The sequence below is a fragment of the Hominifimenecus sp. rT4P-3 genome (assembly GCF_051055405.1).
Classification (GTDB): domain Bacteria; phylum Bacillota; class Clostridia; order Lachnospirales; family Lachnospiraceae; genus Pseudolachnospira.
In genome coordinates, this window is the sequence record NZ_CP167068.1 from 2,817,422 (window position 1) to 2,829,750 (window position 12,329).

The 12,329-nt window shown below is 49.8% G+C and carries 12 protein-coding genes; all 12 read right to left on the bottom strand.

The window, feature by feature from the left end; translation table 11 throughout:
- Nucleotides 1-48: 48 nt before the first annotated feature.
- The 12 genes from rpoN to ACCC71_RS13015 all read right to left on the bottom strand — a co-directional run bounded on the left by rpoN (nucleotide 49) and on the right by ACCC71_RS13015 (nucleotide 12,308).
- Nucleotides 49-1,410, bottom strand: coding sequence for an RNA polymerase factor sigma-54 (gene rpoN, locus ACCC71_RS12960; RefSeq protein ID WP_434310047.1), 1,362 nt, complete (start codon nucleotides 1,408-1,410; stop codon nucleotides 49-51).
- A gap of 70 nt (nucleotides 1,411-1,480) precedes the next feature.
- A complete protein-coding gene (locus tag ACCC71_RS12965) occupies nucleotides 1,481-2,617 on the bottom strand; it encodes a GNAT family N-acetyltransferase (protein ID WP_434310048.1) in 1,137 nt (378 codons plus the stop codon).
- An 8-nt stretch (nucleotides 2,618-2,625) separates the two neighbouring features.
- Nucleotides 2,626-3,531: a DUF2156 domain-containing protein gene (locus tag ACCC71_RS12970; RefSeq protein ID WP_434310049.1), complete on the bottom strand. Its 906-nt coding sequence runs from the start codon at nucleotides 3,529-3,531 to the stop codon at nucleotides 2,626-2,628.
- Between the two features lie 101 nt (nucleotides 3,532-3,632).
- Nucleotides 3,633-4,166: a hypothetical protein gene (locus ACCC71_RS12975; RefSeq protein WP_434310050.1), complete on the bottom strand. Its 534-nt coding sequence runs from the start codon at nucleotides 4,164-4,166 to the stop codon at nucleotides 3,633-3,635.
- Nucleotides 4,167-4,246: 80 nt separating this feature from the next.
- Nucleotides 4,247-5,323, bottom strand: coding sequence for an SGNH/GDSL hydrolase family protein (locus ACCC71_RS12980; RefSeq protein WP_434310051.1), 1,077 nt, complete (start codon nucleotides 5,321-5,323; stop codon nucleotides 4,247-4,249).
- A gap of 8 nt (nucleotides 5,324-5,331) precedes the next feature.
- On the bottom strand, nucleotides 5,332-6,912 hold the full coding sequence (locus ACCC71_RS12985; RefSeq protein ID WP_434310052.1) for an MBOAT family O-acyltransferase: 1,581 nt from the start codon (nucleotides 6,910-6,912) through the stop codon (nucleotides 5,332-5,334).
- Between the two features lie 11 nt (nucleotides 6,913-6,923).
- The gene (locus ACCC71_RS12990; protein WP_434310053.1) at nucleotides 6,924-7,154 is read right to left on the bottom strand and encodes an acyl carrier protein; all 231 of its coding nucleotides are present in this window, start codon (nucleotides 7,152-7,154) and stop codon (nucleotides 6,924-6,926) included.
- Nucleotides 7,155-7,156: 2 nt separating this feature from the next.
- Nucleotides 7,157-8,680, bottom strand: coding sequence for an amino acid adenylation domain-containing protein (locus ACCC71_RS12995; RefSeq protein ID WP_434310054.1), 1,524 nt, complete (start codon nucleotides 8,678-8,680; stop codon nucleotides 7,157-7,159).
- A 25-nt stretch (nucleotides 8,681-8,705) separates the two neighbouring features.
- Entirely contained in the window at nucleotides 8,706-9,425 is a 720-nt protein-coding gene (locus tag ACCC71_RS13000; protein ID WP_434310055.1) for an aspartate/glutamate racemase family protein, read from the bottom strand.
- Between the two features lie 22 nt (nucleotides 9,426-9,447).
- Nucleotides 9,448-10,686, bottom strand: a complete 1,239-nt coding sequence (locus ACCC71_RS13005; RefSeq protein ID WP_434310056.1) for an immunoglobulin-like domain-containing protein — start codon at nucleotides 10,684-10,686, stop codon at nucleotides 9,448-9,450.
- 11 nt (nucleotides 10,687-10,697) lie between these two features.
- Nucleotides 10,698-11,876, bottom strand: a complete 1,179-nt coding sequence (locus ACCC71_RS13010) for an immunoglobulin-like domain-containing protein (RefSeq protein ID WP_434310057.1) — start codon at nucleotides 11,874-11,876, stop codon at nucleotides 10,698-10,700.
- A 246-nt stretch (nucleotides 11,877-12,122) separates the two neighbouring features.
- Entirely contained in the window at nucleotides 12,123-12,308 is a 186-nt protein-coding gene (locus ACCC71_RS13015; protein ID WP_434310058.1) for a DUF951 domain-containing protein, read from the bottom strand.
- Between the last annotated feature and the right edge of the window lie 21 nt (nucleotides 12,309-12,329).

Sequence of the window (12,329 nt, forward strand, 5' to 3'; positions counted from 1 at the left end):
TAAGCAAGTTTTATCTTCTTGCTTAGAAAGGAGTATGCCAACCAAATCCTACCGATAGCACTTTCGCCCGCTGGCATCCGGCACGCCCATCTCCATCCGGTACTTGGCGACCGTCCGGCGGGAAATCCCCGCGCCGGCTTCCTTCAAAAGATCCGCCAGTTTCTGATCGCTCAGAGGCTTCTTTTTGTCTTCCGCATCGATCAGTTCCTGAATTTTCCCCTTTAGAAGTTCCGGCGTTAAAACCGTCTCGCCCCCGGCGGCCACACCGCGGGTGAAAAAATAATTCATCGGATAAATCCCCCAAGTGCACTGAAGGTATTTATCACGCACTGCGCGGCTTACCGTAGACTCGTGAACGCCGATTTTTTCCGCCACATCCAAAAGGCGCAGCGGCTTCACGCGTCCCGGCCCCCACTCAAAAAATTCCTTCTGAAATTCTACCAAGGCCCGCGCCACCGCAGCCAACGTATTTCCTCTCTGGCGGATACAGGATACGACCCACTCGGCCTGCTTTAGCTTCTCTCCGATATAGTTCTGAGTTTCCGGACTCGGATCTTCTTTTAAGAGTTGAACATAATAAGGGCTGATCAACAGGTTCGCGTAGGAATTATCATTTAAAAGGACTTCAAAGTAATCCTGGAACTTGACCACGGTGACGTCCGGCAAAATATACTTCAGGTTCTCCCTGGAAGAAAATCCACTGCCTGGAATCGGATTTAACTCCTTGATCCTCCGGCACGCATCCTCTACGTCCGCAAGAGAAGCGCCCGTCGCCGCGGCAATTTTCGGAAGCTGATTTTTGCCCAAAAGCTCCAGATGATCTTTCACAATCGCCTCTGCCAGCGGGTTTTCTTCCCCCCGCCGCGAAAGCTGCAGCAGCAAACACTCCCCAAGGCCCGCAGCGCCGACTCCCGCAGGGTCCGCCGTTTGAAACTGACGCAGGTAACGTTCTGCGTCCTCGGCCGTCAGATTAAAATCCTCCATCAAACACTCCGGCATCCCCTCCAAATAGCCGCGGGAATCCAGAGAATACGCCAGATAGTGGTAAATCTCCCGCTCTTTTTGACTTTCTGCCAGAGGGAGCAGCTGAGCGAGCACATACTGGGGCAGATCTTCCCCCTCATCGGTGGAAAAATTCCAGGCATCCCGCTCTTCCTCTTCCGCATGCTCTTGTCCATAGTAGATCCGGTTCTGCTCGTCCGCTGCTTCCAGCCACTCCAATTTTCGTACCAGCTCGCTCTTCCCGGCCGGTTCTTCGTGGGATTCTTCCAGTTCTACCAGCGGGTTTTCCATGGACAATTCTTTTAGAAAGCCGTCCAGCTCCTGCACGTTCATTTGCAAGATCTCTACCGACTGAATCATCCGCTGGGAAAGCACCTGCTTTTGTTCCAAAGAAACTTTTAAATCCATCGAAGCGCCCCTTTCTCCTTCGTATTCCTCCACCCGAAAGTCTCAGGCAAGGCAGCCAAACCGCCGCCATTCAAACAATCTCGCTAAAAAAGCAACCCTTTGGCGGAATGATCTCCGAATATCCCTCCGGCGCGTCCCCGCCCAACAGCCATTCCGTCAGCTCGCCAATGGTAAGCGCAAGTTCCGGCGTCTCCCCCGGCGAAGGAATCAGCCGGGAATCTGTAGAAGTCAACTCCCACCGGAATACGCCGTTATTTTCCGGTATTAACTCATCCTGCACCTGTAACACCACTGTTTTCGGCCCCCAGGAACGAATCTCCTTCACAAATGCGGCAAAATTGCAAATCCGCGCCATGATCGCCGGTTTTTCCTGTCCCAGCCAACCGGTATTGACCACTGAGATTTCGCCCTTCACGGCGCCGCCAAATCCGCTTTTCTGAAAATAGTCCCGGATTGCCGCGGCCAAAGAATCGATCCGCCGCATGGTCTCTGCTGTTTGCGGCTGATTCAGCCGCAGAAAATCCGGTAAGAACCGACCGTCCACGATCAGCTCTCGAATCTCCATGTTTCCTTCTCCCGGCCAGTAGGAAAAAATACCGACCAGCTCTTCCCCTTGGAGGAGCGCCGCCAGTCCGCCGCCCTCCGAAGCGACCTCCTTCTGCAGCCTTTGCAGGTATTCCTCGCTGCGCTCCGGGAATACGGAAAATCGCTCTTCCAGTTCTCTTTCTAAAAAGCAAGCCGCGGCAGCAAAGTCTTCGCGGGCGAGCGAAACCACCGACAGTCCCTCTCCGCCGCTTCCAGCGGGAAGATCGCCCTCCCATTTTTGATACACATACCGAAAATCAAAAGGCAGATAAATCTCCGCCTTCGCCGGCATCAGCCAAACAAAAGGCATTTCCTTTGACGCCAGGTCCCGCATCCCCTGGGTCAGAAGCTTCGCCATCCGTTTTTGACGGCGATATTCCGGTTTGGTCGCCACCGCAATCAGATAGCGGCTGTCCCAAAGCCGTCCATTGACCCACAAGGAGTATGGATTCCATTGTACCATGGAAACGATTTCATCTCCAGCTTCCTCCACCAGAATCTCATTTTCCAATGCCTTCTCTTCATAATAATAATCAAGAAACGATGCCGAATCTTCCGGAAAAATTTCTTCCCAAAGCGCCCTTGTTCTTTTGCGCTCTTCGATGCTTTCTAGATATCGCATACTGCCTCCTAATTCTGCGTCAATGTATATTTTTTCGCCATAAACACCGGATAATAGGATTCCTTTGCCTTTCGAAGCGCCGGCAGCCCCACGTCGTCTTCCCGATTCACCAGCAAAGCGTCTGGAAATTCATGCACTAGAAATTGCTGGTTGATCCATGGGTAAAGTCCCCTTATCTCCGCATTGGCCTTTTCAATATGAATGATCGCCATGCGGTCCACCGGGTTATAGCTTCCCATGGTAAATGCTTCCAGCTTCCCATCAATAAACACGCCCGCCACATAGGTGCCAAGCACCTCCATATGGCGAAGGACTTCATGGATTCCTTCCGCCTCTCCATCCAGATGAATATCGGCTTCGTCCCCCTTTTGTTCCCGCCAGCGGCTTAAGAACTCCCAGATCAAGTCTCGGTCTGCCCGAACCAAGCGGCGATATTCCGAACGATCTCCGTATTCCCGCAAAAATGCGTTGACGTGATTTTTCTTTTTGTGATACTTTTTGCCGGAAAGGGTCCGTAGGCTCTCCGCATCGTAAACATAGTCCGCCGCATCCGCTTCTTCCTCTATTCGGTACCGGCCAGGGGACAAGTGCAGCGCGTTCACGCCGTCTTCATCCGCAAAGATCACCTTCATCTTCCGCCCTAATTCCTGGTTAAAGTATTGTTCCATAAGATCAAAATAAAAGGGCATATCTTCTGCCCGGCAGATCGGCAGAGAAGCCTCAAACTCTTCACCAATATGGCTCTGCATCAAGACGGCGCGCTCGTCCAGCACCGTAAACTCACAGCCATAAAAATCCTTCCAAAGAAAACTGTCCAAAATCACGCTGTCGCAGGTTTTGTTGGATCTCAGGCCAAAATAAGGGCGTAACCGTTCTACATCCGCAGCTTCCAGCCTTTTAAATTGCAAATTCATCTTTTCCTCCATTTTTGAAAAAAGAGGCTTTTGCCAAGCACAGCAAAAGCCTACATCTTTTTTCGCGTAAACGCGGTATTCATCTTTTGGAAACAGCTTTCTTACTCCGTAATCGCCATATACTGAATCGAAGTGACCGCGTCGTCCTTCACAACAAACATCAGGGTGCTGTCGCCCTTGGTGTAGCTATAATTCCCAGCGGTAGCCGGCTCGCCGTAGGCCTTCGCCACATCTGCCGCCGAAGAACCGATGGAAATCCCTTCCGGAGTGGAGATCAGATCATCCTTAATCTCAATGGAAGATACGTAATCCTTGTCATCCATCGGATAGGTCTTTAAGATAAAGCTGCCGTAGGTATACTCCTTATCCAGCCCTTTAAAAGCGCAGCTCTCCGACTCAAAATAGCTGTCCTCTTTTCCCAGCTTTTCCAGAATCGGAGCCGCCTCAGCGTTCATCGCAATCGCCACGTCCCCAGACTGAAATACATAAGCGTCTTTGCTTTCCACCGGAGCCGCCGCATTGGTGGCATCCGCCGCTTTAGTATCTCCGCCAGCGGAAGGCGTCGCCTTCTCATCGGAACCGCCGCAGCCCACTAAAATCAACATTGCTACAAATAAAATTGCAAACTTTTTCATCTCGTGCATCCTCCTGCATTTTTTCATGTTTCGCCCACTAGATCTTCCTTCCGGTCCATCTGCAGGCAAGTTTCTTATTCCTATTCGGAAGGTTTCCGGCCTCCATAACTCTTTAAGTAGCCGTATTCCTCCAACTCCCGGTGCTGATCGGCTTCCATCTCATGATAAAAATCCGCCTTTTCCTGCCACTTCGCAGCCACTTCAGCATCTCCCCGATGATCCGGAAGCTGATACGCCTCCTGAAGTTCCGCTCCCAAATACTTGGCAAGCTTTTCCGCGCCGGATAAGTTCAGATGTAACCCATTATCATACGTATCGGTTTCAAAGTCAATACCTGTTTCATCCAAAAGCTCTAAAAAATTGATGTAACGCAGGCCATTTTTCTCGGCGTAATCTTCCATCTGCTCTTCCCACTCATCATACCAGTGGGGATAGATGCTGGGCGCCTTCATCAATACCAATTCCACACCGTTCTCCTTGCAGAGCTTTACCATCTTATCCAAGTACTCGTAACTGGTATCGCTAAAGCGGTAATCCTGCAGCGGCGGCGTGCTGGGCGCGGAAGTAACCGGCCGCACATCCACCCGCATCAGATAGCCCTGATGGAAAGAACGCTTGGTTTGAAACAGATATTCAAAATCTTCCCCGGAAAGCTCGCTCCAGCGGGAATGATACCGCAGAATCGGGAACAGATACGTAATAAAATCCTCTTCCTCGGTCATCGACGCTTGAATCGACTTTACCTTAGAGTTCGACCAACGCATCCCATCCAGCGTCATCCGATTATAGGCCTCATTTTGAGGCTCTCCATATTTCATGGACAGGACGTTAAAGACCATCACCTTCGGCTTCTCATACTTTAAGGTCTCTTCCATCAAATAATAAGACTGCCAAATCAGCTGTTGGGCGCTGCCGCGGATATAACTGGTAATTCCATACTCTTCCCAAAGCGTGATCGGGGAAATATTTTCATAGACCTCGCAGTCCCCGACAAAAATCACATCGTTCCCGCCCGCATTGTCATAGTAGTCCGCGATCAGGCGTCCTTCAATAATGTCGTTGATATACTTTGGCGTCAGCAGTTTCTGTAAAAACCACAAGCCTCCTACCAGAAGGCACGCCACGACGAGAATCGTCAAAAACCGTTTCTTCTTCATGACTCCTCCTAGAATTGATTGTAGATAAACTGACTGGCGTCATATCCGATGCCATAAGCTCCAAAAATCAGTACGCCCAGAATCAGTGCGGCATAGACGCCATAGCGAAGCACCAACGGTTTCGCCGCCAGCTTCTCCCGCACGCTTCCGCTGCGTCCGATCAGGCTAACGGTCAGCATAATCAAAACGCCAATGGCGATCACGCCCCAGTCGGCAGCCGCAAGTCCCAGTTCCAGAAGGCTTCCGTTCACAAACACGTTCCAGTTGCCCTCCGTAAAAATCGTCCCCACCTGGTGGAAGGTTAACGGCACATTCCGGTAACAATCCAAAATACGGATGGCGCTCATCAAAAGGAAGGTTCGCCCGACCTGGAACAGCCGGTACCAAAACATCCGCCCAACCTTCGGGAACTTCCCATGAAACCATGCGTAGAAAGGTTCAAATTCCTGAGATACAATCAAAACCAGGCAGTTCAGCATGCCCCAAACGATAAAGTTCCAGCTTGCTCCATGCCACAGACCGGTAACAAACCAGACGATCGACGTGGACAGATACACCGGAATTCGTTTTCCCAGAGCTTGTCCCAGCTTTTCCCGAGAAACCTTGGAAAGTTTCAGCATGGGCTGACAGACAGAAATCGGATAAAAAATATAATCCCGGAACCAGGTTCCCATGGTAATATGCCACCGACGCCAGTATTCCGCCGTATTCTTTGAGAAAAACGGACGTTCAAAGTTTTCTACCAGATGAACGCCAAATACTTGAGCAATTCCGATGGTAATATCAATTCCTCCGGTGAAGTCGGCATAGAGTTCCACGGCATAGAGCACCATCGCCATCAATACATAAGCCCCGGTATATTCTTCCGGATTTTGTATCAATTCATTCACGGCCACCAAAAGCCGGTCCGCCACCACCATTTTTTTGAAAAAGCCCCAACAGATCCGCTGAATTCCAAAGCTGATATTCCGATGGTCGTAAGGATGCTCTTCATACAAAGTTTTCGCCAGATCATCATAACGGCTGATCGGCCCTTGGACGACCTGAGGGAAAAAGGAAACAAACAAAGCAAAACGCCCCAGGCTGTCCTGAGCCGCATATTTGCCCCGATAGACATCGATCAGATAGCCCATGCTTTGGAAGGTATAAAAGGAGATTCCCATCGGCAGGGCAAACCGCATAAACGCAATATCCGTACCAAAAATTCCATTTACATTGGAGATAAAGAAATCCGTATATTTTAAGACCGCCAGGATGCCCAAATTTAAGAGCAGGCAAGCCAGCATCCAATGTCTCGTTTTCTTTTTTCCAGCCGCTTTATAAGCTTTCTTCTCTTCCCTGGACAGTTCCGCCTTGTGGGCTTTCAGCCAGGCGGACTGATCGCTTTGAAGCTTTGTTATCCGCTTCGCCGCATACCAAGTCGTCACCGTGGTAACCAAAATATACGCTAAGAAGTGGATGCCAGCCCACGCATAAAAGAGATAACTGCCAGCGAGCAGCAGCATCCACTGAAATCTCTTAGGTATCACATAGTAAAGGATGAACATTGCCGTAAGAAAGGCAATGAACGTATAGGATGTAAAAAGCATACGTACCTCAATCAGTCTTCATCCTGCAAACGCTCCACCAAATCATAGAGAGCTTCCGCAGAATTAAAGTTTTCAGGGACAATTTCCTCCGCCGGAATCGCCACATCGTATTCGGTGTTTACCGAGGTGATGATGGAGATAATATCAAAAGAATCGAGGATCTTGTCATCGATCAGCGTATCGCAAGTCTCAAAATCCACTTCCGGGTGCAGTTCCTTCAAGATGTTCAATAAAGCTTCCATACCTACTTCTCCTTCTTATTCATATAATTTTGCTTCAGCAAAACGCGGTTGATCTTCCCGTTCGGCGTCAAAGGCATAGAAGGAAGAACCTCGATCGCATTGGGAATCATATACCGCGGCAGCTTCTCTTTCAGGTATCGAACCATGTCGGCAGGAGATACCTCACCCACATAATACAACACAATCTTCTTTTTGTCATCATCAAATATGCAGCAAGCGCTTTTTATTCCGTCTTTCATATTCACGACGACTTCGATTTCCCCAAGCTCGATCCGATGCCCCATATGTTTGATCTGGTAATCTTTCCGGGAAAGGAAGCAAAGCTCGCCGCGCTCGTTGTATTTTCCCAGATCGCCGGTGCGATAGATGATTTCCGGATAGGCATCATTCAGCGGGTTCTGAACAAAGGATTCCCTGGTTTTCTCCGGATTATGATAATAACCCAGAGTCACACCGGTTCCGCGAATGCAGATTTCACCGGGTTCGCCCGGCTTTGCCAGCTGATCCTGCTCTGTCAAAAGTAAAATTTCCGTATTCCGGAAAGGGCCGCCGATGGGAATGGTCTCGTCCAGAGAAAATTCCCGCTCTACTTTGTAATAGCAGCACATACCGGTTCCTTCCGTCGGTCCGTACAGATTGACAAACTTGGCGTCCGGCAGCGTCTCGCGCCAGATGTGGAATTGTTTAATCGGAAATACCTCGCTGCCAAAAGCAATCGTATGGAGATACTGCGGTTTTACCTTGTCAAAAGTCTTAAATGCAGAGATCATCGTCAGGGCGGAAACCACCCAGCAGATCGTATTGATCTTATATTCATTTAAAAACTCTACCAGCTTGACTGGGAACATAAACAAATTCTTGGGAATCAGATACGTGGTCCCTCCAAACTTCATGGTCGAATAGAGTTCCTTTAGACAAGCGTCAAAATAAAGCGGCGTCTGATTTCCAAATACGGAATCTTCGTTAAAGCCTAACACGTCCCCTAAATTATCGATATAATCAATCACCGAGCGATGGCAGGCGGCAACACCTTTGGGAACACCGGTGGAACCGGAGGTAAACACAATATAGATCGGATCGATGTCCAAGGCTTTCCGGCGGATTTCCGCAAGCTTGTCCTCATCCACCGGTTCCGCAATCATCTCCTCATAAAGATAAACGTCGCCTGGATACTGGAATTCCTTTACCATCTCCTTGGTGACATCGTCGCAGATGATCGCTCTTGGCTTCAGATTTTGGAAAATCAGCTCAATTCGATGTTTTGGCATCTCCTCGTCGATGGGGACATAACTGCACCCACTATAGACCACGCCATAAAAACTGACCACCATATTTGGATGCTTCTGCATAAATACGACCACCGGCTCCCGATAAAGGCCATGACGGCCAAGAAAGCTTCCGATGGCCCGCGCACGGTGATACACCTCAGAAAAGGTGAGGCCCATGCTCTCATTGGCATACGCCACCTTATCCGGCACACGCGGAACGGTTCGTTCCAAATATTCTAATATGTTTGTCTGCTGCATCGATTTTCTCCCTTACCATTCGGTTTTACCTGGTTACCAGGCAATGATATTCTTCCTTTAACGGCGCATCGCATTCTTCGATGGCACGCATGGCTAAAACTTCCATTGCATCCAAAAATCCAGGACCAATGGGGAAGTCTTTCTTAATCATCGACAATTCCGTACATCCCAATACAATGACCTGAGCTCCGGCTGCCCGAAGCTCCGCTTCCGCTTCCTGAAAAAGCGAAAGTTCCACCGGCTTTCCCGCTTTTACGTTTTCGTAAATCAGGTGCATGACTTTCTTCTGAGATTCCTCCGAAGGAATCACCGCTTTCATGCCCAACCGTTCCAGCTCTTTTTGGAAAAGGCCGCTGCGGATCGTACCGTCCGTGGCCATGATCCCAATCGTGCTCCACCCAAACTTTTTCAGATGAGCGGCCGTCTCTTCGATCAGATTCAATACCGGTTTTCCAATCTGCGACTCTAAATAAGAATGAAAATAATGAGCCGTGATACAGGGAATTACCAAACGGTCGGCTCCCTGGCGCACCAGAGCGCGGCCAGTCTCCACCATCATCTGCTGAGGGTCTTCATTGCTAAGGCCTAAAATATATCTGGTCCGGTCCGGCGTATCCGGCCGGTTATAAATAATCATCGGCAGATGTTCCTGATCGCAGGAAGCATCCGTCATCTGGATGACCAATTCCATATAGTACGCGGTAGCCATGGGCCCCAAACCGCCTATTACTCCCAATGTTTTCATACGTATTCTTCCTTCCGTCCGGTCAAGGGGTCTTCGGCAACCCGGTTGAATCAAAATTATAATAGCCGTCATACTGCTCCGAAAACTTGGCCAGTTCTGCATCGGTTCGAAGGAAACAGTACCAATATTTATTGTGATCCACGCTGCGGGGGCAGGAATCAATATGATACCACTCGTCCCCGACTTTCACCAAACTCCAAAAATGCCTGGTTTCCCCACCCAGCCGCGTCACATCAACGGTTTCAAAACCTGCCTGCTCCATCATGGCTTTCAGCACCGAAAAATACGTAAAGCAGTCTCCTTGCTTCTCCTCAAATCCACGAATGGCTTCATTGATCTGCGTGGTTTTATCCGAGTCTCCCGTATAATTCATATGACGCTTTACATACCAGAACATTTCATACAGCTTATCCCGATCGCTCATCCGGTCGGAAATACAGTTTGCCAAAGCTTCTCTCGCTAATTCTTCCATTTCTTCTCGATTGGCCTCGCCTTTGTCTCTGGCCTTCACTGTGATGGTAGCTGAAACAGCGGCCCTATTTCCAGCGCTGTCCTCTGCTGTATAAACGACGGTATATGTACCAGCCTGCTCCAAATTGACATCCGAAGCATCCACGGTAATTTCCAGATTCTCGTCCCGGTTGTCCGTCACCGTCACGCCGCTTTTATAGGAAATGGAATCACCCTCGGTGATCGTCTGATCTGCGACGCCGGCGATCACTGGCGGCTCCGTATCAAAGAAAATCGTGAGTACGGCAGGGAGCTTTGTCACATTTCCCGCGCCGTCGGTCAAAAAGATCTCTACTTCCTGGCTTCCCTCCCGGTTCCAATCCGGTTCTGTTCCAAAAGATGCGGTAACGCCGGTAACATCCGAAGCCGTTTCAATAAAATCATCCGCCGTACAGGCGTCTCCCCGCCAGATTGTGAGGTCTCTCACCGTACCCTCCGGCGGCGTCCGGTCCACGATTTCTAAGAGTGTTTCATAAGAATAATGGCCCGCCCGAATTTCCACCGGATATAGACCAGGCACCGATGTATCAATCTCCCCGACGTCTGTTACATAGTTCGCTTTCACACCGTCTTTTTTCAAGAAATCGGATACATCCGCCATCGGCGCACCGGCCTCTATCGCTACTTTCGCCATAACCCAATCCGGCGTATAAAACCACAGGAAACAGCCCAGCCCTGCTACCAGGACCAGGCCGGTCAGAAGAATCAGCTTTCGCTTCCACGATTTCTTTCTTCTTCGTTTTCCTTTCAAAATACATCCCCTCAGTCTCTTGCATGTAAATCCGTGATCACTTTTGTGGAGGTCGCAGGGTACAGAGAGTGGTCAAATATATGACTGTTATCGTGCTCTTTCGAATATCCTTCCAGTTGATCGTCGGTTACCATGAAAAAGTAATCTCCGTCGCCCTTTCGCGGCGTCGTATCAAAATGATACCACCCATCGCCGCAATTGACAAGACTCCAATAATGAGATGAATGGCTCGTATCGCTCTTCACCACATCCATATTTTCAATTCCCGCCTGGGTGAGAAGCGCCTTCGCCGCTGCAAAATAATTAAAGCAGTCTCCCGAATGCGTCTCAAACGCCTGGATCGCGCCGTTGATCCAGCTGGATTTGTCTGAAGAATTCACATAACCGATATTTCCATGACACCAATTATAAATCTTCTGCGCCTTCTCCATTTCAGTCATATCCGATGTGATAATTTGATCCAGAATATTCTTGGCCATGGATTCCATCTCAGCTTTGTTTTCATAGCCTGCCGGCTTTTCTTCCACCGTAATCGTCGCGGTGGCGGTCGCCTTATTTCCGGCTGCGTCGGTAGCACTATAAGTTACGGTATACGTTCCCGCCGTATTCAGATCTATCTGGCTGGTATCCACATCCAATTGGACATTGGAATCCAGATTATCGGTCACCGTCACTCCCTTTTTATAGGAAATAGAATCCCCAACGAATACCGTCTGATCCTGAACGCCGGAAATCACTGGCGGTTCCGTATCGCCGGAAGCTACCGTTCCTTGGGTAGCGGCCACACTGGCCCCCGGATTAAAATTCACCGGCGGTTCTTCCTCCGGAGAACGGAACAGGAAATACAAACTTGCGCCAACTGCGATCAAAATCAACAAAAGCAAAACGATCAGCATATTCCGCTTTCTCTTTTTTCTGCGCTGGCGTTCCCGCTTTCTCGCAGCAGCCCGACGGCGCGCCTCTTCATCCTGACGCTCGCCCGCATACCGTCCGTTTCCGGCAGAGCGGGTTCTTCCACTGTTGCTATAACTATTTTGTCCGGCTGTCCGGCTGCTTCTCTGACCTCCGGCATAACTGCTGCTTTGGCTGGCTCTCTGCCTGCCACTTCCGGAATATTGGTAAGAGGAATCGCCATCCCGACGCCGCATCGGCCGGCTGTCGATATCCGGATGTTCCCTTCTTGTCGCCATGATTTCCTCCCTGGATAATACGATGTGATACATTTCTGCATGTCGGCCTCAGGACTCCTCCATCCAGGCTTTCTTTATACCCTGGCTTTGTCCGACCCAAGGGCTCCTCCCACCTTCGGTGGGTCCCTCCTCAGGTCATATGCTGGGTCCCTCCTCAGGTCAAGGCTTAGGACATTATACAACCGAGACAACAAAAAATCAATGCTTTCCCTCTTACGATTTCCCTATTTTTGCCTTACAATTTTCTTATTCTTTCTTTTTTCGGATCTCCCGAATGCTCTTTTCCACCAGCGGGCGCGCCAGCATAACCTGGCGGTTACAGCCGCAGCACTTGAGCCGGATATCCATGCCGGTCCGCAGCACTTCCCACTCATCGCTTCCACAAGGATGCTGTTTTTTTAAACGCAGGATGTCTCCCACTTGAATATCCACAACCAAACACCTCCCTGTTTT

Excerpts from the sequence above, each read along its gene's own strand:
- ACCC71_RS12990 (WP_434310053.1), bottom strand. The coding sequence starts at position 7,154 with ATGGAAGCTTTATTGAACATCTTGAAGGAACTGCACCCGGAAGTGGAT.
- ACCC71_RS12980 (WP_434310051.1), bottom strand. The coding sequence starts at position 5,323 with ATGAAGAAGAAACGGTTTTTGACGATTCTCGTCGTGGCGTGCCTTCTG.
- ACCC71_RS13010 (WP_434310057.1), bottom strand. The coding sequence starts at position 11,876 with ATGGCGACAAGAAGGGAACATCCGGATATCGACAGCCGGCCGATGCGG.
- ACCC71_RS12975 (WP_434310050.1), bottom strand. The coding sequence starts at position 4,166 with ATGAAAAAGTTTGCAATTTTATTTGTAGCAATGTTGATTTTAGTGGGC.
- rpoN (WP_434310047.1), bottom strand. The coding sequence starts at position 1,410 with ATGGATTTAAAAGTTTCTTTGGAACAAAAGCAGGTGCTTTCCCAGCGG.
- ACCC71_RS13000 (WP_434310055.1), bottom strand. The coding sequence starts at position 9,425 with ATGAAAACATTGGGAGTAATAGGCGGTTTGGGGCCCATGGCTACCGCG.
- ACCC71_RS12970 (WP_434310049.1), bottom strand. The coding sequence starts at position 3,531 with ATGAATTTGCAATTTAAAAGGCTGGAAGCTGCGGATGTAGAACGGTTA.
- ACCC71_RS12985 (WP_434310052.1), bottom strand. The coding sequence starts at position 6,912 with ATGCTTTTTACATCCTATACGTTCATTGCCTTTCTTACGGCAATGTTC.
- ACCC71_RS12995 (WP_434310054.1), bottom strand. The coding sequence starts at position 8,680 with ATGCAGCAGACAAACATATTAGAATATTTGGAACGAACCGTTCCGCGT.
- ACCC71_RS12965 (WP_434310048.1), bottom strand. The coding sequence starts at position 2,617 with ATGCGATATCTAGAAAGCATCGAAGAGCGCAAAAGAACAAGGGCGCTT.